The sequence below is a fragment of the Saccharopolyspora kobensis genome (assembly GCF_900108315.1).
Lineage (GTDB): Bacteria > Actinomycetota > Actinomycetes > Mycobacteriales > Pseudonocardiaceae > Saccharopolyspora > Saccharopolyspora kobensis.
Map to the genome: position 1 here is coordinate 1,214,039 of NZ_FNVB01000002.1, position 26,436 is coordinate 1,240,474.

28 protein-coding genes are annotated in these 26,436 nt (G+C 71.7%); 7 read left to right on the forward strand and 21 right to left on the reverse strand.

Going from position 1 to position 26,436, the window contains the following annotated elements; all coding sequences use genetic code 11:
- Positions 1-37: 37 nt before the first annotated feature.
- Entirely contained in the window at positions 38-1,915 is a 1,878-nt protein-coding gene (locus C4T78_RS05400; RefSeq protein ID WP_093353098.1) for an ABC transporter ATP-binding protein, read from the reverse strand.
- 271 nt (positions 1,916-2,186) lie between these two features.
- On the opposite strand from C4T78_RS05400, the gene C4T78_RS05405 reads away from it, so the two are divergent.
- From C4T78_RS05405 to C4T78_RS05415, 3 genes are read left to right on the forward strand one after another with little or no spacing between them, the layout of a single operon-like run.
- On the forward strand, positions 2,187-2,885 hold the full coding sequence (locus C4T78_RS05405) for a GPP34 family phosphoprotein (RefSeq protein ID WP_235863556.1): 699 nt from the start codon (positions 2,187-2,189) through the stop codon (positions 2,883-2,885).
- A 22-nt stretch (positions 2,886-2,907) separates the two neighbouring features.
- Positions 2,908-4,386, forward strand: coding sequence for an APC family permease (locus C4T78_RS05410; protein WP_093353101.1), 1,479 nt, complete (start codon positions 2,908-2,910; stop codon positions 4,384-4,386).
- Positions 4,376-4,936 carry a GNAT family N-acetyltransferase gene (locus tag C4T78_RS05415; RefSeq protein ID WP_093353104.1) on the forward strand — a complete coding sequence of 187 codons (561 nt, stop codon included), beginning with the start codon at positions 4,376-4,378 and terminating at the stop codon, positions 4,934-4,936. The genes C4T78_RS05410 and C4T78_RS05415 overlap by 11 nt, the downstream gene beginning before the upstream one ends.
- 3 nt (positions 4,937-4,939) lie before the next feature.
- Here C4T78_RS05415 and C4T78_RS05420 read toward each other — a convergent pair whose 3' ends face one another.
- Together C4T78_RS05420 and C4T78_RS05425 are read right to left on the reverse strand one after the other, a co-directional pair.
- Positions 4,940-6,148 (reverse strand): metal-dependent hydrolase family protein, encoded by a 1,209-nt coding sequence (locus C4T78_RS05420; protein WP_093353107.1) that lies wholly within the window; start codon positions 6,146-6,148, stop codon positions 4,940-4,942.
- Between the two features lie 20 nt (positions 6,149-6,168).
- Positions 6,169-7,704 (reverse strand): AbgT family transporter, encoded by a 1,536-nt coding sequence (locus C4T78_RS05425; RefSeq protein ID WP_093353110.1) that lies wholly within the window; start codon positions 7,702-7,704, stop codon positions 6,169-6,171.
- Between the two features lie 228 nt (positions 7,705-7,932).
- Here C4T78_RS05425 and C4T78_RS05430 point away from each other — a divergent pair, with 228 nt between their 5' ends.
- Entirely contained in the window at positions 7,933-8,946 is a 1,014-nt protein-coding gene (locus C4T78_RS05430) for an Lrp/AsnC family transcriptional regulator (protein WP_177247616.1), read from the forward strand.
- Here C4T78_RS05430 and C4T78_RS05435 read toward each other — a convergent pair.
- From C4T78_RS05435 to C4T78_RS05460, 6 genes are all read right to left on the reverse strand, one after another.
- The gene (locus C4T78_RS05435) at positions 8,925-9,137 is read right to left on the reverse strand and encodes a DUF8847 domain-containing protein (RefSeq protein ID WP_093146130.1); all 213 of its coding nucleotides are present in this window, start codon (positions 9,135-9,137) and stop codon (positions 8,925-8,927) included. The genes C4T78_RS05430 and C4T78_RS05435 overlap by 22 nt on opposite strands.
- A 97-nt stretch (positions 9,138-9,234) precedes the next feature.
- Positions 9,235-10,413, reverse strand: a complete 1,179-nt coding sequence (locus tag C4T78_RS05440; RefSeq protein WP_235863557.1) for an acyl-CoA dehydrogenase family protein — start codon at positions 10,411-10,413, stop codon at positions 9,235-9,237.
- Between the two features lie 83 nt (positions 10,414-10,496).
- Positions 10,497-11,144, reverse strand: coding sequence for a LutC/YkgG family protein (locus C4T78_RS05445; protein WP_093353113.1), 648 nt, complete (start codon positions 11,142-11,144; stop codon positions 10,497-10,499).
- Entirely contained in the window at positions 11,141-12,571 is a 1,431-nt protein-coding gene (locus C4T78_RS05450) for a LutB/LldF family L-lactate oxidation iron-sulfur protein (protein WP_093353749.1), read from the reverse strand. Before C4T78_RS05450 ends, C4T78_RS05445 begins: the two co-directional genes overlap by 4 nt.
- 17 nt (positions 12,572-12,588) lie before the next feature.
- Positions 12,589-13,323 (reverse strand): (Fe-S)-binding protein, encoded by a 735-nt coding sequence (locus tag C4T78_RS05455; protein ID WP_103908083.1) that lies wholly within the window; start codon positions 13,321-13,323, stop codon positions 12,589-12,591.
- Between the two features lie 25 nt (positions 13,324-13,348).
- Positions 13,349-14,974 carry an L-lactate permease gene (locus tag C4T78_RS05460; protein ID WP_093353119.1) on the reverse strand — a complete coding sequence of 542 codons (1,626 nt, stop codon included), beginning with the start codon at positions 14,972-14,974 and terminating at the stop codon, positions 13,349-13,351.
- Positions 14,975-15,070: 96 nt separating this feature from the next.
- On the opposite strand from C4T78_RS05460, the gene C4T78_RS05465 reads away from it, so the two are divergent.
- Positions 15,071-15,823, forward strand: a complete 753-nt coding sequence (locus C4T78_RS05465; protein WP_235863558.1) for a FadR/GntR family transcriptional regulator — start codon at positions 15,071-15,073, stop codon at positions 15,821-15,823.
- An 89-nt stretch (positions 15,824-15,912) separates the two neighbouring features.
- On the opposite strand, the gene C4T78_RS05470 is transcribed toward C4T78_RS05465, so the two are convergent.
- From C4T78_RS05470 to C4T78_RS05505, 8 genes are all read right to left on the reverse strand, one after another.
- Entirely contained in the window at positions 15,913-16,713 is an 801-nt protein-coding gene (locus tag C4T78_RS05470) for an IclR family transcriptional regulator (RefSeq protein WP_093353123.1), read from the reverse strand.
- Between the two features lie 15 nt (positions 16,714-16,728).
- Positions 16,729-17,115 carry a 4-carboxymuconolactone decarboxylase gene (pcaC, locus tag C4T78_RS05475; RefSeq protein ID WP_093353126.1) on the reverse strand — a complete coding sequence of 129 codons (387 nt, stop codon included), beginning with the start codon at positions 17,113-17,115 and terminating at the stop codon, positions 16,729-16,731.
- Positions 17,115-17,876: a 3-oxoadipate enol-lactonase gene (pcaD, locus tag C4T78_RS05480; protein ID WP_093353129.1), complete on the reverse strand. Its 762-nt coding sequence runs from the start codon at positions 17,874-17,876 to the stop codon at positions 17,115-17,117. The genes pcaC and pcaD overlap by 1 nt, the downstream gene beginning before the upstream one ends.
- On the reverse strand, positions 17,873-19,228 hold the full coding sequence (gene pcaB / locus C4T78_RS05485) for a 3-carboxy-cis,cis-muconate cycloisomerase (RefSeq protein WP_235863559.1): 1,356 nt from the start codon (positions 19,226-19,228) through the stop codon (positions 17,873-17,875). The genes pcaD and pcaB overlap by 4 nt, the downstream gene beginning before the upstream one ends.
- On the reverse strand, positions 19,200-19,772 hold the full coding sequence (gene pcaG, locus C4T78_RS05490) for a protocatechuate 3,4-dioxygenase subunit alpha (RefSeq protein ID WP_093353131.1): 573 nt from the start codon (positions 19,770-19,772) through the stop codon (positions 19,200-19,202). The genes pcaB and pcaG overlap by 29 nt, the downstream gene beginning before the upstream one ends.
- Entirely contained in the window at positions 19,772-20,524 is a 753-nt protein-coding gene (pcaH, locus tag C4T78_RS05495) for a protocatechuate 3,4-dioxygenase subunit beta (protein WP_093353134.1), read from the reverse strand. The genes pcaG and pcaH overlap by 1 nt, the downstream gene beginning before the upstream one ends.
- Positions 20,525-20,684: 160 nt before the next feature.
- Positions 20,685-21,443, reverse strand: coding sequence for a CoA-transferase subunit beta (locus tag C4T78_RS05500; RefSeq protein WP_093353137.1), 759 nt, complete (start codon positions 21,441-21,443; stop codon positions 20,685-20,687).
- A complete protein-coding gene (locus tag C4T78_RS05505; protein WP_093146119.1) occupies positions 21,440-22,258 on the reverse strand; it encodes a CoA transferase subunit A in 819 nt (272 codons plus the stop codon). Before C4T78_RS05505 ends, C4T78_RS05500 begins: the two co-directional genes overlap by 4 nt.
- Positions 22,259-22,409: 151 nt before the next feature.
- Between C4T78_RS05505 and C4T78_RS05510 the strand changes: the two genes are divergently transcribed.
- Together C4T78_RS05510 and C4T78_RS05515 are read left to right on the forward strand one after the other, a co-directional pair.
- A complete protein-coding gene (locus C4T78_RS05510) occupies positions 22,410-22,646 on the forward strand; it encodes an ATP-dependent Clp protease adaptor ClpS (protein ID WP_093353140.1) in 237 nt (78 codons plus the stop codon).
- Positions 22,643-23,176 (forward strand): DUF2017 family protein, encoded by a 534-nt coding sequence (locus C4T78_RS05515; protein WP_093353142.1) that lies wholly within the window; start codon positions 22,643-22,645, stop codon positions 23,174-23,176. The genes C4T78_RS05510 and C4T78_RS05515 overlap by 4 nt, the downstream gene beginning before the upstream one ends.
- A 10-nt stretch (positions 23,177-23,186) precedes the next feature.
- On the opposite strand, the gene C4T78_RS05520 is transcribed toward C4T78_RS05515, so the two are convergent.
- The 4 genes from C4T78_RS05520 to C4T78_RS05535 all read right to left on the reverse strand — a co-directional run bounded on the left by C4T78_RS05520 (position 23,187) and on the right by C4T78_RS05535 (position 26,436).
- Positions 23,187-23,672, reverse strand: a complete 486-nt coding sequence (locus tag C4T78_RS05520; protein WP_093353145.1) for an NUDIX domain-containing protein — start codon at positions 23,670-23,672, stop codon at positions 23,187-23,189.
- A gap of 238 nt (positions 23,673-23,910) precedes the next feature.
- Positions 23,911-24,357 carry a TSCPD domain-containing protein gene (locus C4T78_RS05525; protein WP_093353148.1) on the reverse strand — a complete coding sequence of 149 codons (447 nt, stop codon included), beginning with the start codon at positions 24,355-24,357 and terminating at the stop codon, positions 23,911-23,913.
- A gap of 91 nt (positions 24,358-24,448) precedes the next feature.
- Positions 24,449-25,540: a CapA family protein gene (locus C4T78_RS05530; protein WP_258958323.1), complete on the reverse strand. Its 1,092-nt coding sequence runs from the start codon at positions 25,538-25,540 to the stop codon at positions 24,449-24,451.
- Positions 25,537-26,436: a DUF3048 domain-containing protein gene (locus tag C4T78_RS05535; RefSeq protein WP_093353153.1), complete on the reverse strand. Its 900-nt coding sequence runs from the start codon at positions 26,434-26,436 to the stop codon at positions 25,537-25,539. The genes C4T78_RS05530 and C4T78_RS05535 overlap by 4 nt, the downstream gene beginning before the upstream one ends.

The following is a 26,436-nucleotide window of genomic DNA, read 5'->3' on the forward strand; positions in this document are numbered from 1 at the left end:
CCGTCACGCAGGACGAGCCCGGAGTCCGCTGAGCTGATCAGGCGGCTTCCTCTTCGGTGTTCTGCTGGGCGAACTGGGTCCGGTAGAGCTCGGCGTAGAGGCCGTCCCGGGCCAGCAGGTCGGCGTGGGTGCCGTCCTCGGCGATGCGGCCGCCGGAGATGACCAGGATGCGGTCGGCCTCGCGGATCGTCGACAGCCGGTGCGCGATGACCAGGGCGGTCCGCCCGGACAGCGCGGTGCGCAGCGCTTCCTGGACCGCTGCCTCCGACTCCGAGTCCAGGTGCGCGGTCGCCTCGTCCAGCACCACGATCGGCGGCGCCTTGAGCAGCAGCCGGGCGATCGCCAGCCGCTGCTTCTCCCCACCGGAGAGCCGGTAGCCGCGGTCGCCGACCACGGTGTCGAGCCCTTCCGGCAGCCCCGAGACGAGGTGGCCCAGCTGCGCGGTGCGCAGCGCCTCGACGATCTCCTCGTCCGTCGCGTCGGGGCGGGCGAAGGTCAGGTTGGCGCGGATGGTGTCGTGGAACATGTGCGGGTCCTGCGTGACCACGCCGACGGAGCGGTACAGCGAGGCCAGCGTGACGTCGCGGACGTCGGTGCCGCCGATGCGCACCGCACCGCCGTCGACGTCGTAGAGCCGGCCGGCCAGGTTGGTGATCGTCGTCTTGCCCGCGCCGGAGTGGCCGACCAGCGCGATCGTCTGCCCCGGTGCGGCGCGGAAGGAGATGTCGTGCAGCACCTGCTGCGCGGGCGAGTTGTCCTGCCGGGCCACCGATTCCAGCGAGGCCAGCGAGACCTCGCTGGATGCCGGGTAGCGGAACGACACCCGGTCGAACTCGACGTCGGCCGCGTCCGCGGGCAGCTCGGCGGCACCGGGCTTCTCCTCGATCATCGGGCGCAGGTCCAGCACCTCGAAGACGCGGTCGAAGCTGACCAGCGCCGTCATGATGTCCACGTGCACGTTGGACAGCGCGGTCAGCGGCCCGTAGAGCCGGGTGAGCAGCGTGGCCAGCGCGACCAGGGTGCCGAGCTGGAGCGCGCCGGTCAGCACCAGCCCGCCGCCCAGCCCGTAGACCACCGCGGTGGCCAGCGCGGCCAGCAGCGTCAGGGCGACGAAGAAGATCCGGCTGTACATCGCCGAGACCACGCCCATGTCGCGCACCCGGGCGGCCCGCGCGGCGAACTGCGCGGCCTCCTCGTCGGCGCGGCCGTACAGCTTGGCCAGCATCGCCCCGGCCACGCCGAAGCGCTCGGTCATCAGCGAGCTCATCTCGGCGTCGACCTTCATCTGCTCCCGGGTGATCCGCTGCAGCCGCCGCCCGATCCAGCGCACCGGCAGCAGGAACAGCGGCAGCAGCGCCAGCGCGATCAGGGTGATCTGCCAGGACAGCGTGAACATGGTGGCCAGCACCAGCACCAGGCTCAGCACGTTGGACACCACTGAGGACAGCGTGCTGGTCAGCGCCCGCTGCGCACCGATGACGTCGTTGTTGAGCCTGCTGACCAGCGCCCCGGTCTGGGCCCGCACGAAGAACGCGACCGGCATCCGCTGCACGTGGTCGAAGACCTCCGAGCGCAGGTCGTAGATCAGGCCCTCGCCGAGCCGCGCGGAGTACCAGCGCTGCAGCAGCGAGAACGCGGCGTCGAGCAGCGCGACCCCGGCCACCGCAACCGCCAACCAGACGATCAGCGCCATGTTCTGCGGCACGATGCCGTCGTCGATGATGGCCTTGAACAGCAGCGGGTTGACGATCCCGAGCACCGCGGCGAGCATCACCAGCACCAGGAACGGGATGATGTCGCGCAGGTACGGCCGCGCGTAGCGCAGGATCCGCCGGGCCAAGCCCGGCGAGAGCCGTTGTCTGGTCACCGATCCGTCGCTGGCGAAGGAGCGCATGGTCTCCCAGGTCACCGTCATGCTCGCAGCCCCCTCCGGGTGTGCCTCGAACGAACGACGTCATCGTCGAACTTCGTGTTAAGTCGAAGTCAACCCCGCCGGGCGCGGTTCCGGGATCACCCGGCTGTCGCAACGGTGCACGCCGGAAGCGAGCTTGAACAAACCTTCGCGTACGTTACTCTGTGCGCTGTCTCGGGCACTTTCCGAACGCGGCGGGTGACCGGTTCGGGGGCGGCTACGGCTCGGATGGGAGCGACTGGGTGTTGATCGGCACTTCGGCCGGGGGTGGCCGGTGACGGTTTCCGAGCTGGATGCCACCCGCATCCCGCTGCGGGTGGCGGATCGGTTCTTCCTCGCCGCGCACACCGGTGGACAGCGGATAACACCCAGGGTGGACAGCGCGCTGGTGTCCCTGGGCTGCGCCGCGGGCCTGCTGGCCGAGCTGATCCTGGAGGAGGAGATCGCGGTCACCCCGAGCGTCCGGCCCAGCGGCCGGGGGCGCTGCCCGGACTTCCTGTCCTGGGCGGTGCTGCGGGAGATCCGCGAGGAACCCGGCCACGACCTGCGCACCTGGCTGGACTACCTCGGCCAGGCCGCCACCGAGAAGGTCCGCGCCCGGCTGGTCATCATCGACGTGCTGCGCGAGGTGCCGGTGTCGGCCGGGTGGCGCGGCGGGGCGGCCTCGGCGTGGCGGTTCGCCGACGCAGGCGTGGCCAGCCCGGAATCCGTGCTGGAGCTGCTGTTCACCAGTGCCGAGACGGCCACCGGCAACGGCATGATCACGGTCCCGGAGCGCATCGCGGAGATCACCTTCGCGCTGCTCGCGCGGGAGACCGGGGTGATCCGCAACGTGCGGTTGGCCAAGAACGTCGCGCGGCAGGGCGACTTCCGGATGAAGTCCTGGCAGAAGCGCATCCCCGGGCCGCTGCGGAACCTGATCGCCGAGGTCGCCGCCGCGCGCGGCCAGTCGGCGATAACACCCAGACACTGAAGCACTGCGAAGGAGCGAGCTGTTGCCACCGTCCAAAGTGTCCGCTGCACTGGCCCGAGCTCGCCTGGGCGTGATGTCGATCGTCTTCTTCACCGTCGCCGCCGCGGCACCGGAAACGGTCGTCGGCGGTGGTGCAGTCAGCGGCTTCGCGGTGTCCGGCGTGACCGGGATCCCGCTGGGCTACCTGGCGATCGCCCTGGTGCTCGGACTGTTCGCCATCGGCTACGTCACGATGTCGCGGCACGTGGAGAACGCGGGCGCCTTCTACGCCTACATCGCCAAGGGCCTGGGCCGGGTGACCGGCACCGGGGCGGGCGCCGTCGCGCTGGTTTCCTACCTGCTGATCCTGGTCAGCCTGGCGGGCGGCCTCGGCGTCGGAGCCGCCGACTTCCTGCGGCAGATCAGCGGGATCACCGCGCCGTGGTGGGTGTTCGCCGGCGTCGGCCTGGCCGCGGTCGCGGTGCTGGGCGTGCTGCGCATCGACGTCAACGGCCGGGTGCTGGGCGTGCTGCTGCTGGCCGAGGTGGCGATCATCCTGACCTACGACGCGGCGTTCGTCTCCGCGCCTTCGGCGCACGGCGTCGTGCTCGACACGCTCAACCCCTCGCAGCTGATGACCAGCGCGGCCGGGGTCATCCTGGTGATCGCCTTCACCGGCTTCATCGGGTTCGAGAACTCCACCGTGCTGGCCGAGGAGGCCAAGAACCCGCGCACGGTCATCTACGCCACCTACATCTCGCTGGTGGTCATCGGCGGCCTGTACTCGCTGTCGACGTGGGCGATGACCGTGGCCACCGGGCCCGACGCCATCGTCTCGCAGGCCGAGATGCACTCCACGGAGCTGCTCTTCGTGCTCGCCGGCGAACGGCTGCCGGGAGTGCTGGTCACCACCGGATCGGCGCTGTACGTCACCAGCCTGTTCGCCGCGATGCTGTCGTTCCACCACGTCTGCTCCCGCTACTTCTTCGCGCTGGGCCGCGAAGGCGTCGGCCTGAGCTGGTGGGGCACCACGAGCTCGCGCACCGCGGCACCGGCGGCGGGCTCGGTGACCACCACCGCGATCTCGATCGTCGTGGTGGCGCTGGTGGCGGTGAGCGGGATCGACCCGATCACCTACCTGTTCTTCTGGGGCGCCTCGGCCGGAGCGCTCGGCGTGCTGTCGCTGGTGATGCTGACCTCGGTGGCGGTGCTCGGCTACTTCCTGGCCAACCGGGACCACGGGCACAGCCGGTGGCGGACCGTGATCGCGCCCGCGGTCGCCGCGGTGGTGCTGGGCGTGGTCCTGCTGCTGACCGTGCTCTCGTTCGGCACGGTGCTCGGCGTGGAGGAGGGCGACCCGGCGGCGTGGGCGCTTCCGCTGGGCTTCCTGGTGGTGTTCGTGCTCGGCGCGCTCTGGGGCGCGACCCTGAAGCGGGTCCGGCCGTGGGCCTACGCGCGCATCGGCCTGGGAGCGCGCGCGGCGACGGTGCAACCGGGGAAGGAGACTGCCGGTGTCCGATGACGACGACTTACGCGTGCGCACCCTGATGCGCGCCTTCGCCGACGACGAGTTCGCCCGCTGGCTGCTGCCGGAGCAGGAGCACCGCCACCGGGTGTACCGCGAGTGGTTCGGCATGGTCCTGCGGCGCGCCGAACAGCACGGCGAGGTGATCGCCGGTGCCGACGGGCTGGCGGTGCAGATCTGGCTCTCCGGCCGGGACGGGCCGCCGGAGCTGCTCGACGAGGCGGGCGGCCGGCGCCTGGCCGAAATCGCCGGCCCGCGCATGGTGCGCTTCCGCGAGTTCGGCGAGCTCACCGCCGCCCACCACCCGGCCGAACCGCACCAGTACCTGGCGATGATCGCGGTCGACCCGTCGGTGCAGGCCACCGGCATCGGCAGCCGCGAGCTGCGGCGTGCCCTGCAGCGGTGGGACGTGCCGTCCTACCTGGAGGCCAGCAGCGCCCGCAGCCGGAACCTGTACCTGCGCCTGGGCTTCCGCGACATCGGCCCGCCGATGCTCCTGCCGCACGACGGGCCCACCATGTACCCGATGTGGCGCGACGCCGGGTGAGGCTCAGCCCACCTCGATCCGGCCCGACTGCACGACCATGCGCAGCGGTCCGGCGAGCGCGGTGACATCGGCCAGCGGATCGGTGTCCACGACGATCAGATCGGCGCGGGCGCCGGGACGCAGCGTGCCGATCTCGCCGGGCATCCGCACCAGCTCGGCGGCCACCGACGTCGCGGAGCGGATGATCTCCAGCGGCGACTGCACCTCCGCGCGGATGCGGAACTCCTCGCTCTGGAACCGCTGCATGCCACCGAGCAGATCGGTGCCGAAGACGACGGCGACACCACCGCGGACCGCCCGTTCGAGAGCTCCGAGCCCGCCCTCCAGTACCTGAGCGACCTTCTCCCAGCTGCCGCGCGGCAGGCCGTGCTCCATGCCTTCGCGCTGCAGCGCCCAGTAGGTGACCAGCGTCGGGACCAGGAACGCCTCCCGCTCGACGAGCAGCTGCACGCTGCGGTCGTCCAGCAGGTTCCCGTGCTCGACGCAGCGCGCCCCGGCCTCCAGCGCGCGGTTGATCGCCGCCGGGGGATACGCGTGCACGGTCACGTAGCGGCCCGCGGCTCGCGCCTCGTCGACGATCGCGCGCAGTTCGTCCATCGAGTACTGGGTGGAGTCGATGTGGTCGGTGGGGGAGGCGACCCCGCCGGAGGCCATCACCTTGATGTGGTGCGCCCCGCGCCGCAGCTCGTCGCGCGCCGCCAGCCGCACCCCGTCCACCCCGTCGGCGACCCGGCTGGAGCCGCCGCAGAACGGGTGGTCGTCGTAGACCCGCACCCCGGCGGTCCGCTTGTCGCCGTGTCCGCCGGTCTGGCTCAGCGCCTTGCCGCCGAAGATCAGCCGCGGACCGCGGATGAGGCCGTCCTCCTGTGCGGCGGCGAAGCCGTAGTCCGCCCCGCCGACGTCGCGGACCGTGGTGAACCCGCGGTCGAGCATCGCGCCCATGTTGCGCACCGCACCGGCGGCGATGTAGCTCGGCGACCAGCCGCGCAGCGCGGTGGTGTCGGCGGTGATGCCCGCGACGTGCACGTGCGCGTCGATCAGACCGGGCAGGACGTAGCCGCCGCGCAGGTCCACTTCGGTGGCACCGGCGGGGGCCGCGGCCCGGGGGCCGGTCTCCGCGATCCGGCCATCCGCGCACACCAGATCGCCTTCCCGGTACGTGCCGGATTCGACGTCGAGCAGCAGGGCGTTGCGCAGCACCAAGGAGTTCAAGAGCGTCCTTTCGGTAGTGGTCAGCGGACCGGGGCACCCGGGCCGAGCGGGATTCCCAAGGCCCACCAGGCGAAGAACAGCAACGTCCAGACCAGCAGCATCGTCAGCGCGAGCGGGATGGTCATCGCCGCGAGCGTGCCGATGCCCGCGTCGCGCCGGTACCGCTGGATGAAACCGAGCGCCATCACGAAGTACGGGCTCATCGGCGTGATCACGTTGGTGCAGGAGTCCGCGATGCGGTACAGCGCCTGGGTGGTCTCCGGCGGGATGTCCAGCAGCATCAGCATCGGCACGAACACCGGAGCCACCAGCGCCCACTGGGCCGACCCGCTGGTGACCACCAGGTTGATCAGGCTGACCAGCACGAGGATGCCGAGGAAGATCAGCAGGCTGTGCGCCCCGAGGGACTTCAGCAGCGCCGCGCCGTGGATGGCGGTGACCTCGCCGATCCTGGTCCACTTGAAGAAGGCGAGGAACTGCGAGACGGCGAAGAACAGCACCAGGATCGGGGCGATGTCGCGCAGCCCCTGCGTCATCAGGTCGGGCAGGTCGCGGCTGCGCCGGATCGCGCCGACGGCGATGCCGTAGGCCGCGCCGGCGATCGTGAACAGCAGCGCCAGCACGATCGCGATCCCCGACAGCAGCGGCGAATCCAGCAACGACCCGTCCTCGCCGCGCAGCGGCGATCCGCCCGGGATGGTCACCAGGACCAGCACCGCGAGGTAGCCGAGCGCGGCGATTCCGGCGTTGCGCAGGCCGCGCCGCTGGTCCGGGGTGAGTTCCAGGGCCGACTCGTCCAGCTCGACCTCGTCGTCGGCACCGGCCTCCACCCGCTTGGCCAGGAATCCTTCGACGACCAGCGTGATCACCGCGGAGAGCACCACCGAGGAGACGGCGGAGAAGAAGTAGTTGGCCACCGGGCTGACCACGTATGCCGGGTCGAGAGTTCCGGCCGCGGCGGTGTTCAGCCCGGAGAGGATCACGTCGGTCGGGGTGATCAGCGGGCTGGCGTCGGTTCCCGCGGAGATCGCCACCAGAGCGACCACGATGCCCAGCACCGGGCTGCGGCCGACCGCCCGGAACACGATCGCCCCGAGCGGGATCAGCACGATGTAGGCGGCGTCGGAGGCGACGTGCGCGATCATCCCGGTGAACGCCAGCGCGAAGGTGACCCAGCGGCGGGGCACGCGGATCACCGCCGCGCGCAGCATCGTGGTCAGCAGCCCGGCCTTGTCGGCCACCGCGACACCGATCATGGTGACCAGCGCGGTGCCCAGCGGCGGGAAGGTCACGAAGTTCTCCACCACGCCGGAGACCGCGGTGCGGATGCCGTCGGCGGAGATGAGGTCGCGGACCGCGACGGTGCCGCCGTCGGACGGGTTGATCGCGGTCGCGCCGAGCGCGTGCAGTCCCCAGCTGAGCACCGCGAGGACCGCGCTGAGGATGCCGAACAGCCAGAACGGGTGCGGCAGCACGTTGCCCGCGCGTTCGATCCCGGCCAGCACCCGGATCAGCGCGCGGGTGGACCGCGGTGGTGTCTGCGCAGCGCCACGCAAGGTGCGACCTCCTGGGAACGGGTGCCGGGACCGCCGGTCCAGCGGCAGGATGCGCGGAACGCTACGGGTGGGCGGCACATTCAGTCAAGAATGTTTTGCATATGGGATGTTCATTCATCATGGAGTGGTGATGAGGAAAGTTCGGTCGCCTTGATGGTGGTGCTGGAGTCGGGTGGACGGCGATCGGCGCTGTCCGGCGGCGTGCGGGGGAGCCGTACGATCTCGGTCATGCCCGAGTCGCTGGACGCTGCCGATCTGGATCTGGTCGCGGCGCTGCAACGCGCCCCGCGCGCCGGAGTGCGGCTGCTGGCCGACGTGCTGGAGATGTCCACCAGCACGGTGAGCCGGCGGTTGACCAGGCTGGTCGACGAGCGGCTGCTGAAGGTGATCGGCCAGCTGAACTGGTCGGTGTTCTCCGACGCGCACCCGCAGCACGTGTGGATCTCCGCACGACCCGGCACCGCCGGTCAGGTCGCCCGCGACCTCGCGGCGCTCCCGGAAACCCAGTTCGCCGCGATCACCTCGGGTCGCTCCGACGTCTACGGCATCCTGCAGCCGGGTGCGCGGGCCGACGGCGCGGACCTGATCACCGAACGCGTCGGCGGGATCCCCGGTGTGGTGGCGACCCACACCGAGATCGCCCTTCGCTCGTACGCCTCAGCGGCGACCTGGCTGCTCGACCGGCTCACCTCGGAGCAGGAGGCGCGCCTGCGCGCGGAGAACCCCGCGCCGCGCGACGTTGCCGGAATGCCCGGCCTCGGTCCGGAAGAACGACGCGTGGCGCGCGCCTTGCAGCAGGACGGGCGGGTCAGCGCGGCGGACATCGCACGACGCCTGGAGCTGAGCCAGTCCACCGCGTACCGGATGATCCAGGCGCTGCTGGAGCGCGGTGCCGTCGTGCCCCGGGTGGAGATCGAACCGGCCGTGCTCGGCTTCCCGCTGGAGGCGGTGATCTCGCTGACCACCGAGCTGCGCTCGATCACCGGCATCGCCGCGACGCTCGGCAGGCACCCCTCGGCGCGCTTCGTGTCCACAGTGGCCGGTACCGCGTCGATGATCTACAACGGCGCGTTCCGCGACGAGGACGAGCTCGCCGACCTGCTGACCGGCGACCTGGCCGCGATCGAGGGCATCAGGTCGGTGGAGATCGCGGTCATGCTCCGCGTGCTGACCCGCTACTGGCTGCCCCGCGACGGCGTGCTCCTCGCCGGGCGGCCGGCTCAGGTCTCGGCGCCGACGTAGTCGAACGTCCAGGTGCCGTCGGGGCCGCGGCGCCCGCGCTCGTAGACCAGCTGCGGCGGCACGGCCTGCGCGTTGCGGGTGCGCGCGGGCAGCGTGAGCCGCGGGACCGGTTTCCCCGAACCGTCCGCGGGCACGCTGACCTCGTTCCCGTCCTGCGGACCGCCCCGCAGCCGAACCCTGATGTCTGGCAACGCGCAACTCCCTCCAGAGTGATCGACACCACTACGACCGGTGCACCCGGAACGCGGTTCCCGGTGTCACTTGATCGTGTGGCCCACCCGGGAGAGCTCAGATCATCTCGGTGATGCCCGGATCGACGCCGAGCAGCGCGCGGCCGAAGATCTCGGCGTTGGACGCCGGGTGGGCGAGCGCGTGCCGGGCGGCCGTCTGGAGGTCGCGCACGATGGCGTGCAGCGGGTCCCGCTCCGACATCGCGCCTGCTCCGTAGGCGTTCACCAGCACGTCGACGGCTTCCCGGCACTGCTGCAGCGCGTGGCTGGAGTGCTGGCGCAGCCGGGTGCGCTCCAGCAGGTCGGGGTGCGTGCCGGCGAGTGCGTGCCCGTCGACGGTGGCGGCCGACCGGTGCATGATCAGCCGCGCCACGTCGATCTTGGTGGCCGCTTCGGCCACCGCCAGCTGGAAACCGGTCGAGTCGAGCTGGTGCGCGTAGCTGGTGAACGCGATGCCCTTCCGGCCGGCCTGTGCGAGCACGTGCTCCAGGGCGTGCTCGGCCAGCCCGAGCGCCGGCGCGATCAGGAAGGTGGCCAGCGTGGGCACCAGCGCGGTGCGGTAGCGCGGCGAGTCGTTCTCGGTGGTGGGGAACTCACCGCGCGTGGCGGGGCTGCGGTGCATCACCCGGTGGTCCGGGACGAACACGTCCTCGCCGACGAGCATGTTGCTGCCCGTTCCGCGCATGCCGAGGGTGAACCAGGTGTCCTCGACGCGGAGCTCGCGCATCGGCACCAGGGCGAACGCGGCGCCGCCGTCCGCGGGCAACGACATGCCGAGCATCGCCCACTCCGAGTGCAGGCAGCCGGACGCCGGTGCCCACCGGCCGCTGACCCGCCAGCCGCCGTCTACCCGGCGGGCGGCTGCCTTCGGCGTGAGCACCTGGCAGATCTTGGTGTCCGGGTCCGGGCCGAAGACCTCCTGCTGGGCCTTGTCCGGGAACAGCCCGGTCAGCCAGTCGCCGCAGCCGAGGATCATCACCAGCCAGCCCGCCGAGGCATCGCCCTTGGTGATCTCGGCGGTGGCGTCCACCATCGTGCGCAGGCCGAGCTCCGTCCCGCCGAAGCGGCGCGGAACCCACGCGCGGAACAGCCCGGCCGCCTCCAGCGCGGCGACCGTCGCATCGGGCAGCCGCCGCAGCCGCTCGCCCTCGTCGCGATGCGACGCCAGCTGATCGCGCAACGCCGCCGCTCGCGCGACGACCTCCGGCTGCGGCTCCAACGGCGCCTGGGCCTCCACGTCGACTCCTCACCCGATCACACGTCCTGGTGATCCAGTGTGCCTGCACCGCGGTTGGGGAGTGCCACGTGGTCGCTGGGCGGTCACGGCTCGTCCGGTGTGACCAGGACGTGGAGGGTCCGCGGGCCGTGCACGCCTTCGACGCGGTTGAGCTCGATGTCGCTGGTGGCGGACGGGCCGCTGATGAACGTCATCGGCCGCGCCGGGTCGAGCCGCCGCAATCCCTCCGGGACGTCGTCGGCCACCTGCGATTCGGCGACCACGCAGATGTGCACGTCCGGCACCAGGGTGACCGCGCGATGGCCCTGCCCGGGCCCGTGGTCGAGCACGATCGTGCCGGTGGAGGCGATGCCCACCACGGCCGTGGTGATCACCGCGTCGACGCGCTCCAAACCGGCCGTGTCGATGCCCGTTCCGTCGTCCACGTGCTCGAACTCGCTGGTCAACGCCTCGTACCACGAGTGTGGTACCCCAGCTGGGGCGAGCACCCGCCGGGCCTCCGCGGCGCGCGCGGCGGCCACGATCGCGGCGGTCAGGCCGCCGGGCGCGACTCGCTCCACAGTGGCCCGGTAGTCGGCGACCCGCTCGCAGAACAGGCCCACGAGATCCTCCGCCGGCCGCTGCTGCCGGTAGTGCCGCGCGACGTCCTCCCACGACGTCCGCTCGGCGCCCGCGACGGCCGAGCGCACCCGGCCCAGGATCGCCTCACGTGCTGAAATGCTCGCGCTCATCGCGAATCGCCCCCTCGGTTGCGCTCCCACCAGGTCCGGAACGTCTCTTCGGCCGGTGCCGGTGCGTCGCGCGCATCGGTCCACCGGGACAGCGGCGGGGGCAGCCGGCCGATGGTGCCCTTGCGGCCGATCACCCGCCGGCTCAACGACGCCACCTTCTGCGCGGCGGCCAGCCTCCTGGAGTCACCGAGCACCCAGGAGGCCATGCTCATCAGCGCGTCCATCGGCTTGCCCCGCCAGCCGCGGTGCTCCTCGACCACCCGGGTCCGCAGGTGCACCAGCAGATCCGGGATGTTGATCGCCACCGGGCAGACGTCGTAGCAGGCCCCGCACAGCGAGGAGGCGTAGGGCAGCGCCTTGTCCACTTCGGACGTGGTTCCGCGCAGCTGCGGCGTCAGCACCGCCCCGATCGGCCCGGGGTAGACCGAACCGTAGGCGTGCCCGCCGGTGCGCTCGTAGACCGGGCACACGTTCAGGCAGGCCGAGCAGCGGATGCAGCGCAGCGCCTGCCTGCCGATCTCGTCGGCGAGGGCGTTCGTGCGGCCGTTGTCCAGCAGCACCACGTGGAAGGACTGCGGCCCGTCGCCGGGTGTGACGCCGGTCCAGGTCGAGGTGTAGGGGTTCATCCGCTCGCCGGTGCTCGACCGCGGCAGCAGCTGCAGGAAGACCTCCAGGTCCTGCCAGCGCGGCACCAGCTTCTCGATGCCGACGACGCTGATCAGCGTTTCCGGCAGCGTCAGGCACATCCGGCCGTTGCCCTCCGACTCCACCACGACCAGCGAGCCGGTCTCGGCGACCGCGAAGTTCGCGCCGGAGACGGCGACCTTGGCGCGCAGGAACTTCTCCCGCAGGTGGCGGCGCGCCGCTTCGGCCAGCCGCGCGGGTTCGTCGGTGAGGTCGGCGGGCGCGGGCGTGCCGACCTTGCCCATCTCCTGCTGGAAGATCTCGCGGATCTCCGCGCGGTTGCGGTGGATCGCGGGCACCAGGATGTGGCTGGGCGTGTCGTGCCCGAGCTGGACGATCAGCTCCGCCAGGTCGGTCTCCCAGGCGTCGATCCCGGCGTCCTGCAGCGCCTCGTTGAGGTCGATCTCCTGGGTGGCCATCGACTTGACCTTGACCACCTCGCGCTCCCCGGTGGCGCGCACCAGGTCCACCACGATGCGGTTGGCCTCCGCGGCATCGCGCGCCCAGTGCACGGTGCCGCCGGCGGCGGTGACCGCCTCCTCGAAGCGCTCCAGGTAGGTGTCCAGGTTGGACAGCGTGTGGCTCTTGATCGCCGCGCCCGCCTCGCGCAGCTGCGCCCAGTCGTCGAGCTCGTCGACCACCTCGGCGCGCTTGTGCCGGATCGTCGAGGTGGCGTTGGCCAGGTTGTGCCGCAGCTGCGAGTTGGCCAGCTCCTGCTTGGCCGCCTGCGGGAACGCGGGCATGCCCAGGTAGGTGTCGGTCACCGGTCGGCTCCTTCCGCGCTGGCCAGGATCTCGGCCAGGTGCATGACCCGGATTCCGGAGCGCTGCCGCGACAGCAGGCCCCCGATGTGCATCAGGCACGAGTTGTCCCCGGCGCAGAGCACTTCGGCGTCGGTCTCCCGGACGTGCCGCGCCTTGTCGGCGCCCATCGCCACCGACACGTCCGGGTTCTTCAGGGCGAAGGTGCCGCCGAAACCGCAGCACTGCTCGGCGGCTGGCAGTTCGACGAGTTCCAGCGAGCGCACCGCGCGCAGCAGCCGCAGCGGCCGGTCGCCGACTCGCAGCAGCCGGGCGGAGTGGCAGGTCGGGGGGTAGGTGACCCGGTGCGGGAAGTACGCGCCGACATCGGTCACGCCGAGCACGTCCACCAGGAACTCCGACAGCTCGTGCACCTGCGGCGCGACCTGCGCGACCGCGCGACCGAGCTTGCGGTCACCTTCGGCCACCATCGCGTGCTGGTGGCGCACCGAGGCCACGCACGACCCGGACGGTGCGACCACGGCGTCGTAGTCGGCGAAGGCCTCCACGAAGGTCCGCACCGAGGACTTGGCCTGCTCGCGGTACCCGGTGTTGGTGTGCATCTGACCGCAGCAGGTCTGCGCCGCGGGGAACTCCACCTCGCAGCCGAGCCGCTCCAGGACCTGCACGGTCGCCTTCGGCGCCGCCGGGAACATCGTGTCCCCGAGGCAGGTCGCGAACAGCGCCACCCTCATGCCACATCACCCCGTTCTGATCCGTTCACCGTGGAAGCATCCACGACAAGACTCCTGCCTGCAGGAAGACGAGTGCGCACAGGACCAGCAGCAGCCCGATGCTCCACTTGAGAACTTCGCGCAGGATCTTGGCCTCCGCACCGGCCATGCCGACCGCGGTGGCCACGATGGCCAGGTTCTGCGGGCTGACCATCTTCCCCATCACCCCGCCGGAGGTGTTGGCCGCGACCAGCAGCGCCGGGTCCACGCCGATGCGCTCGGCGGCGACCTGCTGCAGGCTCGCGAACAGCGCGTTGGCGCTGGTGTCCGAGCCGGTGACCGCGACGCCGATCCAGCCGAGCACGGGGGAGAAGAACGCGAACGCGGAGCCGATCCCGGCGATGGCGGTGCCGATGGTGGTGGTCTGCCCGGACTGGTTCATCACGTAGGCCAGCGCCAGGACACTGATGATGGTCAGCCCCGACCAGCGCATCGAGACCACGGTGCGGCCGAGCTCGGTGAGCGCTTCCAGCAGCTTGATCCGGTAGGCCAGCGCCACTCCGAACCCGCACAGGAGCAGCAGGCTGCCAGGAGTGGACAACCAGCTCAGCGTGAACACCGCGCTGCTCGCCGGTTCGCCGGAAGCGGTCAGCAGCGAGTCGTGCAGCCCCGGCCACGGGATCTCGACATCGGTGGCGGCCAGCGCATCGCCTGCGGGCTCCCACAGCTTGACCACCGAGAACACCGCGATCACCAGCAGGTACGGGAACAGGGCGAGGGTGATCCGGGCGGCGCTCAGCCGGGTGGTCTGGCCGGCCTCGGCGGTTCCGATGAGCCGCGTGCGGGCCTCGTCGCCACCCGCGGGCTGCCAGAACCGCAGCAGCACGACCAGCGCCACCGCGCCGACCAGGGCCGAGACGATGTCGGTCAGCGGCACCGAGATGTAGTTGGCGCACACGAACTGCGCGGCCGCGAACGCCGCACCGGTGACCAGCGCGGCGGGCCAGGTCTGCCGCACGCCGCGCCGCCCGTCCACCACGAGCACCAGCAGGACCGGGACGAGCACCGCCAGCAGCGGGGTCTGCCGCCCGACCACGGCGCCGATGTGCTCGTAGGGGATCCCGGTGAGCTCGCCCGCGGTGATGATCGGCGTGCTCAGCGCGCCGAAGGCGACCGGAGCGGTGTTGGCCAGCAGCACCGTCACGGCGGCGCGCAGCGGCGGGAACCCGATGGCGACGAGCATCATGCCGGTGATCGCGACCGGAGCGCCGAACCCGGCGAGGGCTTCGAGCAGGCCGCCGAAGCAGAAGGCGATCACCACGGCCTGGATGCGCGGGTCGGGGGAGAGCAGCGCGAAGGTCGCCCGCAGATCCTCGAATCGGCCGCTGCGCACGGTCAGCTGGTAGAGCCAGATCGCGGTGATGACGATCCACAGGATCGGCAGCACGCCGAAAGCGGCGCCCTGACCTGCGGAGAGCAGTGCGAGATCGGCCGGCATCCCGTAGGCGGTGACGGCGATCAGCAGGGCTGCGGCGAGCCCGGCCAGCCCGGCCCAGTGCGCCTTGACGCGCAGGACTCCGAGCAGCACGAACACGACGAGCAGCGGTACGGCGGCGAGCAGCGCGGACAGTCCGAGGCTGTCCGCGATCGGGGCGATGAGCGGTTGGTACACGAGGCGACACCTCTCTGTGCCGTTGACCTTTCTATGGTCAGACCAAGAGCTGGCGGTACCATAAAGATCGCTGGTGGGGTTTGTAAAGGGGGATCGGTGGCCGATTCGGAGACGGACGATCGCGCGGGCTGGCGGCCGGTCGCTCGGTCGCGCACCTACGAGCTGGTCATCGACCGCATCGAGGAGCAGATCGTCAGCGGCCAGCTCGGCGTCGGCGACCGCCTGCCGCCGGAGCGCGACCTGGCGCAGATGCTCGGGGTGAGCCGCGCGGCGGTGCGCGAGGCGTTCCGCGCGCTGGAAGCCCAGGGCGTGCTGCGGATGGCGGTGGGCACCGGCCCGGACTCCGGCACCACGATCGCCGCGCTGCCCAGTCAGGCCCTGACCAGGCTGCTCCGGTTCCACGTGGCGCTGGCGAACTTCCCGATGGCCGACGTGGTGCGGGCGCGGATCATGCTGGAGCGGGAGAGCGCCCGCAACGCCGCGCAGCGCGCCACCGAGACCGAGCTCGGCGAACTGCGCGCCCTGCTGGACGAGATGGACTCACCGGACTGCGACCGGGAGCGGTTCAACGACCTGGACACCCGCTTCCACGTCGCCATCGCCGAAGCCGGCGGCAACCGGCTGGTCGCGGACATGACGATCGCCATCCGCGAGTCGCTGCGCCGCCCGCTGCTGGCGGCCTTCGACGAGCTCGGCGACGAGTGGTTCCCGATCGCCGACGGCCTGCGCCACGACCACCGGCTCATCCACCAGGCGCTGCTCGCGCGCGATGCCGCCGCGGCCGAAGAGCAGGTGGAACGCCACATCCGGAGCTTCTACCGCAGCGCCTGGCTGCAAGATCTCGGCTGAGGACCTGTCCGACGAGCTCGTTCTGCGCAGCGGTGCACGCGGCGCGCTGAACGCCTCCGGTGTTTCGAAGCGAGGAAGACGGGCTGAGCTCAGCGGGAGATCGCGCGGGAGGCCGGGGCCACCGCGAGGTCGGCGGCGATGCGCGCCGCCGTGTCGCGCAGCGGGGACAGGAAATCGCGGCGGACGTCCTCCGGGCTGGTGCGGGAGGCGTGCGAGGAGATGTTCACCGCCGCCACCACCTTGCCCGACCGGTCCCGGATCGGTGCGGCGATCGACCTCAGCCCCGCCTCCAGCTCCTGGTCCACCAGCGCCCAGCCCTGCTCGCGGATGCGGGCCAGCTCCTCCCGGAACTGCGCGGGCGTGGTGATGGTGTGCGGGCCCAGCGGCGCCAGGTCCACTTCGGACAGGTAGGCGTCCAGGCCGGCGGGCGGCAGGTCGGCCAGCAGGACCCGGCCCATCGAGGTGGCGTAGGCGGGGAAGCGGGTGCCGATGTTGATCGACACCGTCATGATCCGCGAGGTGGGCACCCGCGCCACGTAGACGATGTCCGGGCCGTCCAGCACCGACACCGACGCCGACTCGTGCACCTCGGCGACCAGCCGCTCCAGGTAGGGCTGGGCGATCTCCGGCAGCGAAATGCTGGACAGGTACGCGAAACCGAGCTCCAGCACGCGCGGCGTCAGCGCGAACACCCGGCCGTCGGTCCACACGTAACCCAGGTGCACCAGGGTGTGCAGGAAGCGCCGGGCCGCCGCGCGCGACAGGTCCGTCGCGCGGGCGACCTCGGACAGCGTCATCTCGGGCTTGGACTCGTCGAAGGCGCGGATCACCATGAGCCCGCGCGCCAGCGACTGCACGTAACCGCTGGTCGGCTCGGACGCGGACTCCATGGCGGATCTCCTGGCTCAGTCGGACTGCTCGTCGCCCAGGATCGTATTGGCGATCGCGAAGGCGCTGTTGGCGCGGGGTACCCCGGCGTAGACCGCGACGTGCATCAGGACCTCGCGGATGTGCTCGGGCGGCACGCCGTTGCGGCGTGCTGCCTTGACGTGCATGGCGAACTCGTCCTCGCAGCCCACCGCGGCCAGGATCGCCAGCGTCAGCATGCTGCGGGTCCGCCGGTCCACCCCGTCGCCGCTCCACAGCTCACCCCAGGCGTAGCGGGTGATGAAGTCCTGGAAGCCCTCGGTGAAGGGCGTGGTCCTGGCGTTGGCGCGGTCCACGTGCTCGTCGCCGAGGACCTCCCGGCGCACGCCCATGCCCTGCTCGCGGCGGGTTCCGTCATCGGACATCAGAGGCTCCTCGTGAAGTGCTCCAGCAGCAGCCGGTTGACCGATTCGGGCTGCTCGGCGTTGGCCAGGTGCGCGGCGGGCGAGAGCACCTCCAGGCGAGCGCCCGCGACGGCGGCGGCGATCTGCTCGGCGTGCGCCGGGGGAGTGGCCGGGTCCTCGGCACCGGCGATCACCAGCGTCGGGGCGCTGATCCGGCCGAGCCCGTCCAGCAGGTCCATGTCGGCGATGGCCTCGCAGCACCCCGCGTAGCCCTCGGCGTCGGCCGCGGCGAGCATGCCGCCGAACTTCGCGACGACGTCCTCCCGGCCGGCCAGCGCGGGGGTGAACCACTTCGGCAGCGACGGTTCGACCATCGCCGCGGTGCCCTTCTCCCGCACCAGCGCGGCGCGCTCGCGCCACATCGATGCCGGGCCGAGCTCGGCGGAGGTGCAGATCAGCGCCAGCCGGTCGACGCGCTCGGGTGCGTGCTCGGCCAGCCACATGCCGGTCATGCCGCCCAGCGACACCCCGGCGAAGTGCGCCTTGCGGATGCCCAGGACGTCCAGCAGCGCGAGCACGTCCCCGCCGAGCTGCTTGAGGCTGTACGGGCCGGGCTTGCCCGGGCTCGCGCCGTGGCCGCGCTGGTCGTAGCGCAGCACCTGGAACTCCTGCGCCAGCGCTGGGACCTGCGCGTCCCACAGGGTCAGGTCGGTGCCCAGCGAGTTGGACAGCACCACCACCGGGGCGCCGTCCGGCCCGGTCAGTTCGTAGTTGACGTTCACCGCTTCTCCAATTCGGCGTGTGCGGTCAGTGCGCGGTCGATGAAGGCGGGCGCGGAGCCGAGGTAGCCGGCCGGTTCGGTGGCCGCGACGACCTCGTCCTCGGACAGCACGGCCCGCACCCGCTGGTCGGCCAGCAGTTCGGCGCGCAGCGACGTGCCTTCCCGCACCGCGCGGCGGCACAACCCGGCGACCAGCTCCTGAGCTCCGGTGCGGCCGAGCGATTCCATCAAGCGGCCCGCCGCGCTCTCGGCCATCACCAGTCCGCGGGTCAGGTCGAGGTTGGCGGCCATCTTCTCGGGGTGCACCCGCAATCCGGTGAGCAGCCGCCGGGTCTGCGCCGATGCGGCGGCGACCAGCCGCAGCAGCTCGGTCAGCGGTTCCCACTCGGACTGCCAGGCCCCGGCGGCGCGCTCGTACTCCTGGGGCATCGCCGACAGCAGCGTCGCGACCAGGCCCGGCACGCGCCGGGTCGCGGCGGTCACCAGCACCGCCGACACCGGGTTCTGCTTGTGCGGCATGGCCGATGAGCCACCGGCCTGGCCGTCGGCGAGCTCGCCGACCTCGGTCTGCGCGTGCAGCTCGACGTCCTGGGCGATCTTGCCGAGCGCCCCGGCTGCCGTCCCCAGCGCCCCGGCCAGCTCGGCGATGCGGGTGCGGTCGGTGTGCCACGGCACCACCGGCTCGGCGAGTCCCAGCTCGGTGGCGAGCAGTGCGAGCACCCGGACGCCGCCGGTGTCGAGCGCGGAGAGCGTGCCCGCGGCTCCGCCGAACTGCACGGCCAGCCGCCCGCGAACCCGCTCCAGCGCGGTGACCGCCTCGTCGAGCGAGACCAGCCAGGTCGCGCAGCGGCAGCCGAACGTCGTGGGCAGCGCCTGCTGCAGCAGCGAGCGGGCGATCATCACCGTGTCGCGATGCTGCTCGGCCAGGCGCGCGCACTCGTCCGCGGCCGCGCGCAGATCATCGAGGATCAGCTCCAGGACGTCCCGTGCGACCAGCATCGCGGCCGTGTCGATCACGTCCTGGCTGGTGGCTCCCCGGTGCACGTGCGGTTTGGCGTCGTCGTCGAGCAGGGCGGTCAGGTCCCGCACCAGCGCGATCACCGGCGTCGCCGAGGACACCGCGCGCTCGGCGACCGAGTCGACGTCGAACAGCTCCACCCGGCAGTGCCGGGCGATCTCCTCCGCCGCCGGGAGCGGTATCACCCCGGCCTCGGCCTGCGCGGTGGCCAGCGCCGACTCGAAGTCCAGCATCGCCTGCAGCCACGCCGCTGCGGAGGTCCGCTCGGCGACCGCCGGGGTGCCGAACATCGGGCCGAACAGGCCGTCAGATCGCGAAGAATACGGTTTCGTCATCGCCCTGGATCCGGATGTCGAAGCGGTAGCCCTGGTCGTCCGGGGTCGCCAGCAGCGTGCCCCGGCGTGCTGGATCCACTGTAGACAGCACCGGGTCGGCGGCGTTGGCCTGCTCCTCGTCCGGGAAGTAGACGCGGGTCACCACCCGGTTCAGCATGCCGCGGGCCAGCACGGTCACGTTGATGTGCGGCGCCTCGGTCGCCCCGCCCGGTGCGGGCAGCGGGCCGGGCTTGACGGTGCGGAACCAGAACTCGCCGTCGGCGTCGGTCGGGCAGCGGCCGAAGCCCTGCCAGGACGAGGACTCCGGGCGCGGATCGTCCGGGTGGTCGAAACGGCCCCGCGCATCGGCCTGCCAGATCTCGACCACGCCGTCCGGGATCGGGTCTCCCGCGCCGTCGAGGAGCCGACCGCGCAGCAGGAACGAGCCGGGCGTGCCGTCGGCGACGACCTCCGGGCCCTCGGCCCACAGGATCCCGCCGGGCAGGGCGTAGAACGGGCCGACGGTCTGCGACGGTGTGGTGGCGGGGGGAGTGGAAGCACCCATCAGTCGTCGTCCTCCTCTTCCTCGTCCTCGAACACGGTGGCCTGCGAGCCGCGCAGCACGATGTCCCACTTGTAGCTCAGCGCCCACTCCGGCACCGTCGTGTCCAGGTCGAAGCGGGAGATCATCCGCTCGCGGGCCCGCTCGTCGCGCACCGAGTTGAAGATCGGGTCCTGGTGGAACAGCGGGTCGCCGGGGAAGTACATCTGGGTGATCAGGCGCTGGGTGAACGCCTGCCCGAACAGCGAGAAGTGGATGTGCGCCGGGCGCCAGGCGTTGTCGTGGTTGCGCCACGGGTAGGCGCCGGGCTTGATGGTGACGAACCGGTAGTTGCCCTCGGCGTCGGTCATGCACCGGCCGGTGCCGGAGAAGTTCGGGTCCAGCGGCGCCGGGTGCCGGTCGCCCTGGTGCAGGTAGCGGCCCGCGGAGTTCGCCTGCCAGATCTCCACCAGCGTGTTGGGCACCGGCTTGCCGCCGGAGTCCAGCACCCGGCCGCTGACGATGATCCGCTCGCCCAGCGGCTCGCCGTCGTGCTGGGCGGTCAGGTCGTGGTCGTGCTCTCCGCAGCGGTCCTGGCCCAGCAGCGGGCCGGTGATCTCGGTGAGGTAGTGCGGCAGGTACTGCAGCGGCTGCTTGGGGTGGCGCAGCGCCGACGAGCGGTACTCGGGGGTGTCCAGCGCCGGGTGGGACAGCTCGTCGCGCTGGTAGTCCGGCAGGATCAGCCCGGCCGGCGACCGGGATTGGTGAGTGGTCATGCTGCCCCGCCTCTCCGGGATTCGCAGTGGTGGTCGCGGTTGGGAGCGATCTCGCGTGGTGGTGGGTTCTCGTGGCTGGGTCGCGCCGCGATCCGCCGAGGTGCCGTTGAGCGGGTCTCCGGTTGACACCGCGGGTGTCGGGCGGCTTCTCGTGCTCTGCTCATTCGATGGTGGCCTTCAGCTCCCGCAGGACCGCCAGCTCGGTCTCGGTCGGCGGCGCCAGCTCGGTGGGCGCGTCGACGGCCTTCAGCGGCCACCCGGCGGCGGCCCTGGCCTGCTCGACGGTCGCGCCGGGGCTGAGCTGGGTGAGGGTGAGCTCGCAGGTGTCCGGGTCGGGTTCGAGCACGCCCAGGTCGGTGATCACCTTGACCGGTCCCCGGCCGCGCAGCCCGAGCGCCTCCCGGTCGCCCTTGCCGGTGCCGTAGCCGACGGAGGTGACGAAGTCGAGCCGGTCGACGAAGCTGCGCGGGCTCATCCGCATCACGATGAGCACCTCCCGGCAGGACGCGGCGATCTCCGGAGCGCCACCGGCGCCGGGCAGCCGGACCTTCGGGTCGGCGTAGTCGCCGCCGATGACGGTGGTGTTGATGTTGCCGAAACGGTCGACCTGCGCGCCACCGAGGAAGCCGATGTCGATGCGGCCGGGCTGCAGCCAGTAGTTGAAGATCTCCGGCACGCTGATCACCGAGTCGGCGGTGTCGGCGAGCACGCCGTCGCCGATGGACAGCGGCAGCCGGTCGGGCTTGGCGCCCAGCGTGCCCGATTCGTAGATCAGCACCAGGCCCGGGGCGTGCGTGCGCCGCGCCAGGTTGGCGGCGGTGCTGGGCAGGCCGATGCCGACGAAGCAGGCCGCACCGTCGCGCAGCGACCGGGCGGCGCCGACGGTCATCATCTCGTCCGCGGTGAACTCGGTCGTCATCGCGCGCTCCTCTCCCGCTTGACCTCGGTCTCCAGCCAGTCGGCGAACTTCTCCCGGTCCCGGCCGATCGGATCCCACTGCTGGTAGTAGGCGTTGTCGCGCTCGTAATAACCCTGCGCGTAGGACGGGTGGGCGCCACCCGGGACCTCGGCGACGGCGGTGACGACCCACTGCGGCAGCACCACCGCGCCGGGCCGCGGGGTCAGCTCGTCGACGATCTCCTCGACGGTCACCAGCGAGCGCTTCGCGGCGAGCACGGTTTCCTTCTGCACGCCGGTGATGCCCCACATCTGCACGTTGCCCGCCCGATCGGCCTGCTGCGCGTGGATGATGCCGACGTCCGGGTTGAGCGCGGGCACGGCGGTCAGCTGCTCACCGGTGAACGGGCACTCGATCGGCTTGATCGTGTCGGTCTGCGCGGGCAGGTCGGTGCCGCGGTAGCCGCGCAGCACCGCGAACGGCAGCCCGGAGGCGCCCGCGGCGTAGCGGTTGGCCATCCCGGCGTGGCTGTGCTCCTCGATCTCCAGCGGGACCGGCCAGGAGTTCTGGATGGCGTCGCGGAACCGGTGCAGCGAGCCGACGCCGGGGTTGCCGCCCCAGGAGAAGACCAGCTTGCGCGCGCAGCCGGCGCCGATGAGCTGGTCGTAGACGATGTCGGGCGTCATCCGGATCAGCGTGAGGTCCTTGCGGCCCTGCCGGATGATCTCGTGCCCGGCGGCGACCGGGATCAGGTGGGTGAAGCCCTCCAAGGCGATGGCGTCCCCGTCGTGGACGAGCTCCGCGATCGCTTCGTCGAGCTGCAGGATGCGTGCCACCCCGACCACTCCTCGCTTGTGCGCATAGTGAACACGTGTGCTTTCTGCGAACAATAGGCTTGCGCGTTGAGCCAGGTCAAGGACGCGAACCCGGTTTCCCGCCGGCCGGCACTCGAGCCGGGGGCCGCACGGGACGTGGGAAGATCACCAGGTGAACGAGCATTGGGAGGTCGTCGTGCACAACGACGACAGCCAGTCGGCTCTGCTGGCCGCATTCGTCCTGCGCGAGCTGTGCGCGCTGGAGATCCCCGAGGCGGGCAGGCTCGCCCAGGAGATCGAGGCGGAAGGAGTGGCGCAGGTGGGCCGCTTCCCCGACCAGGCCCAGGCCGAGGACCTGGTGGTCGCCCTCCAGCGGCACGGACTGCACGGGGCGGTGCGGCCGCTGTGACGGAGCTGCCCGACCACGACTTCTTCGCCGCACTCCCGACCAACGGCGGGATCGCGGTGCGCATGGCCGACAACGTGGCGACCGTGCTGGCGCATCGCGCTGACCGGCTCATCGCGTTCCTCGACCGGGGCGAGCTGGAGAAGCGGCGTTCCGGTTTGTTCGGCCGGGTGACCACGGAATCCGACGTGCTGCGCCGGATGTTCCCGGACGCCTACCGGGATCCTTCGGAAGCCGAGGCGTTCCGCGCTCGGCACGAGAACGCGCTCCGGGACAGCGCCGCGGCACACCGGGTCCGGGACCGGCTGCGCAGCGGCTCCACGTTCGTCGTGCCGGAACCCGAGGTGGACGACTGGATCGTCACCTGCTCACTCGCCCGCCACCTGGTCGCGGGCAGGAGATCTCGGCGACCGGGCATGGAGTTCTGGTGGATGAACTACGTCTGCGACGCCCTCGTCGATGCGGTGCTGCGGCGGGAGTTCATGCAGACCGGGGACTGGGAGTTCCGCCGCCGCGCGCCGGAGCCCGGCTGAGCCCGGGCGGTCAGAGGTCGCCGGCCTCGGGCAGGCCGTCGGAGGGGAGGCCGAAGACGGTGACGGCGGCCTCCGCGGCGGCGGTCGCCTGCAGGTACCCGGTCTCGCCCCAGGAGAGCAGGTCGCCGACCTTGCCGGGGTGCACCAGCAACCGCCGGTAGGTGCGGCCGCTGTCCGGGTCCGGCGCGGCCGGGTGCACCAGGCTGATCACCGCGGCCATCCGCACCTGCGCGTACGGCGCGATCCCGTCGTCCACGCACTGGTAGCCCAGGTAGTGCGGCTCGCCGATGTCGACGGTGACCTCTTCCATGGTCTCCCGCCGCAGGATGTCGCAGTACTCGACCTCGCCGGGCTCGGGGCGGCCACCGGGCAGCGTGTGCTTGGTGCCGTCGACCCGCAGCAGCACCCGGCCGTCGGGCACGAACAGGAACCCGTACACCTGCCGCACCGGCAGACCCACGGGCACGGAGCAGGTGTGCCAGCTGAACCTGGGCATCGGCGATCCCTCCCACGACGCTGAGAAAGATCACCTTAGCCGAGAACACCCGCCAACCGCGCGATCGCCGCGCTCCGTTCGGCGGAAGTCGAGGACCGTCCTGCCTGCTGAGGTAGGGGTTCGCAGGTGCGTCCGGACTCGGTCTGCTTGCTCCACCCGGAGGACTTCGCGGACGTGCGGGCGGATTCCAGCGGCTGCCGGGAGCAGGCGGTCCGGATCGCTTCGCCGACGGCCGCTGTCAGGCCTCGCTGCGGATGCCGAGTTGGGCGCAGGTCTGGGCGTCGAGGTAGTCGAGGGCGAGGCGGCGGAAGACGTAGTCCGGCAGCGAGTGGGCGTAGCCGATGTCCGGGTCGGACACCGGGCCGCGCGGGTCGAACTGCGCGCCCGCGTACTTCGCCACGTAGGACTCCAGCGGCACGCCGTGCTGCAGGCCCAGCGAGACAGCGGCGGACAGGCTGTCCAGGAAGCCGCTGAGCGGGCTGCCCTGCTGGTCGATGCTCACCCAGACCTCGCCGAGCTTCCCGTCCGGGTAGGCGTTGGTGGTCAGGTGCCCGGCGACGCCGCCGATGTCGAACCGGACGGTGTAGCCGCGACGGCGCCGCGGCGGGTGCTGCCGGGCAGCGCCCTGGTCCATCCGGATGAGCTGGCGCCTGCGCTGCGCCGTGGCGACGTCGGTGCGGGCCATGCCGGGAGGGCTCCTTCGGATCTGTCGTCCTTTATGGACGATCAACGACCGTACCTCAGCGGTGCGCCGCGCCCGCGTTCGGGTTGCCGCTTCAGCTCCGCCGGCGAGCACGCAGCGTTCCGTCCGACAACGCCACTTCGGTTCCGAACTCGGCGCTGATCCGGGTGAGCGTGGCGTGCAGCCACTCGGCGTCGGCGTCCGACGCCGGGTGCAGGCGCATCCGCCTGGCCTGCATCGGCACCATGCGCAGCTCGACCAGTTCGCCGGTCGGCGTCAGCGAGGCGAAGAACAGCAGGCGGAGGTCGTCCCGGTAGTGCTCGTAGCCGGGGATCCCCTCGTAGTCGTCGATGAGATCGCCGCAGCCGTAGAGCACCAGCCGCCCGCGGTAGACCTCGATCGGCCGGGGGTGGTGCGAGGAGTGCCCGTGCACCACGTGCACCCCGCCGTCGATCAGCCGGTGCGCGAAGCCGATCTGCTCCGCGGTCACCGGGTACTGCCAGTTGGTGCCCCAGTGCAGCGAGACGACCACGAGGTCCCCGGGCCTGGTCTGCTCGCGGATCTCGGCGGTCAGCCGGGCCGCCCGCCGATCGGAGAGATCCGGCAGGAAGTTGACGCCCGAGCGCTGCGAGGTCGCCGCCCAGCCACCGGGGATGCCGCTCGATGCGGCGCCGCAGCCGAAGACCGCCACCCGCCCGTGCGGAGTGCCGACCAGCGCCGGGCGGTGCGCTTCGGCGGCATCGCGCCCGGCGCCCGCCCAGCGGAGTCCGGCGCGGGACAGCGAGTCGAGCGTGTCGGCCAGCCCCTGGCGGCCGAAGTCCAGCACGTGGTTGTTCGCCAGGTTGCACACGTCCGGGCGGGCCACCCGCAAGCAGTTCACGTTGGCCGGGTTCATCCGGTAGTGCAAGCCCTTGTCGGCGGCGAAGTGGTCGCTGCGGGTGATGCTGGACTCCAGGTTGATCACGCGCACGTCGGGCGCGGACTCCTCGATGATCCGCAGCGCCTTGCCCCAGGGCCAGGAGTAGCCGACCGGGCAGCGGATCGTGCCGTTGCGCTCCTCGGCGGAGGCGACGTAGCTGCGCGCGTCCCGCAGGTAGCGCTCGCGCAGTGCGGGATCGCCCGGGTGCGGCAGGATCTGGTCGACCCCGCGACCGGGCATCACATCGCCGCACAGGAACAGCTTCACGGCGCGAGCACGACCCAGACCTGGCCGGGTCCGACCGGCAGGGGCTCGCCGGAGGGGCCGGTGTAGGTGGCTGCGGCGTCCGGGGCCGGGCGGGACCAGGTGCCGTCGAAGGCGCGGCCGTCGCGCAGGACCACCACCGATCCGGTTCCGACGGTCTCGGCGATCGGCGAGGGGTTGCCCGCCGCGTCGCGGATGTCGGATTGGCGTTCGCGCACCTGCTGGATCACCACGGTCGGCGGGCTGAGGCGACCGGTGTCGGCCGCCGCGTAGGGCTCGCCGTCCATCGAGACCTGCCAGCGCCGGTCCGGTTGCGACCAGGAGAACTCCACCGTGGCGGACGGGAAGTGGACCTCGTAGTGGTCGGTCGGGGTGCCGCCCGCCGGGACCGGACCGGCGACCAGCCGGTTCCGGGGCGGCCAGTCGGCGCCGGGCGGCAGCTTGGCGGGGTCGAGGAACAGGTTGTGCGGAACCGGGCGCGTCCTGTCGCGGGAATAGGCGGCGGGTTCGTTGGCGTCGGAGGCATCGGTCAGCGGGGCCGCGGCGATCCGGGGAAGCAGTTCGGGCGCCGCGCCGGAGTAGGCCAGGGTCGGGTGGCCGAACTGGGGGAGCAGCTCGGCGTCGGTCTCCCGCGCGCTGCGCACCGGGCCGATCCGGGGCGGCAGGTCATCGGTGAAGATCGCCAGCAAGCGGCTGTAGCCGCCTTCGACCGGCTCCACGTAGATCAGGTTCGCCGCGCCGATACCGACCGGTGGGCGCGCGTCCGCCACGTTGTCGATCTTGACCGCCAGCACCGGCGCAGCGGGTTCGGCACGCGGTGGCTCGCACGCGACTCCGCCGAGCACCGCGAGCACGATCAGCGCTGCGCCGGACAGTCCGCGCAGCAGTCCGCGCCGCAT

What these genes read in the sequence shown, in the direction of transcription:
- C4T78_RS05400 (WP_093353098.1), bottom strand. Translation starts at nt 1,915, where the DNA reads ATGACGGTGACCTGGGAGACCATGCGCTCCTTCGCCAGCGACGGATCG.
- C4T78_RS05430 (WP_177247616.1), top strand. Translation starts at nt 7,933, where the DNA reads ATGCCCGAGTCGCTGGACGCTGCCGATCTGGATCTGGTCGCGGCGCTG.
- C4T78_RS05445 (WP_093353113.1), bottom strand. Translation starts at nt 11,144, where the DNA reads ATGAGCGCGAGCATTTCAGCACGTGAGGCGATCCTGGGCCGGGTGCGC.
- C4T78_RS05450 (WP_093353749.1), bottom strand. Translation starts at nt 12,571, where the DNA reads ATGCCCGCGTTCCCGCAGGCGGCCAAGCAGGAGCTGGCCAACTCGCAG.
- C4T78_RS05455 (WP_103908083.1), bottom strand. Translation starts at nt 13,323, where the DNA reads ATGAGGGTGGCGCTGTTCGCGACCTGCCTCGGGGACACGATGTTCCCG.
- C4T78_RS05470 (WP_093353123.1), bottom strand. Translation starts at nt 16,713, where the DNA reads ATGGAGTCCGCGTCCGAGCCGACCAGCGGTTACGTGCAGTCGCTGGCG.
- pcaC (WP_093353126.1), bottom strand. Translation starts at nt 17,115, where the DNA reads ATGTCCGATGACGGAACCCGCCGCGAGCAGGGCATGGGCGTGCGCCGG.
- pcaB (WP_235863559.1), bottom strand. Translation starts at nt 19,228, where the DNA reads ATGACGAAACCGTATTCTTCGCGATCTGACGGCCTGTTCGGCCCGATG.
- pcaG (WP_093353131.1), bottom strand. Translation starts at nt 19,772, where the DNA reads ATGGGTGCTTCCACTCCCCCCGCCACCACACCGTCGCAGACCGTCGGC.
- pcaH (WP_093353134.1), bottom strand. Translation starts at nt 20,524, where the DNA reads ATGACCACTCACCAATCCCGGTCGCCGGCCGGGCTGATCCTGCCGGAC.
- C4T78_RS05500 (WP_093353137.1), bottom strand. Translation starts at nt 21,443, where the DNA reads ATGACGACCGAGTTCACCGCGGACGAGATGATGACCGTCGGCGCCGCC.
- C4T78_RS05520 (WP_093353145.1), bottom strand. Translation starts at nt 23,672, where the DNA reads ATGCCCAGGTTCAGCTGGCACACCTGCTCCGTGCCCGTGGGTCTGCCG.
- C4T78_RS05525 (WP_093353148.1), bottom strand. Translation starts at nt 24,357, where the DNA reads ATGGCCCGCACCGACGTCGCCACGGCGCAGCGCAGGCGCCAGCTCATC.
- C4T78_RS05535 (WP_093353153.1), bottom strand. Translation starts at nt 26,436, where the DNA reads ATGCGGCGCGGACTGCTGCGCGGACTGTCCGGCGCAGCGCTGATCGTG.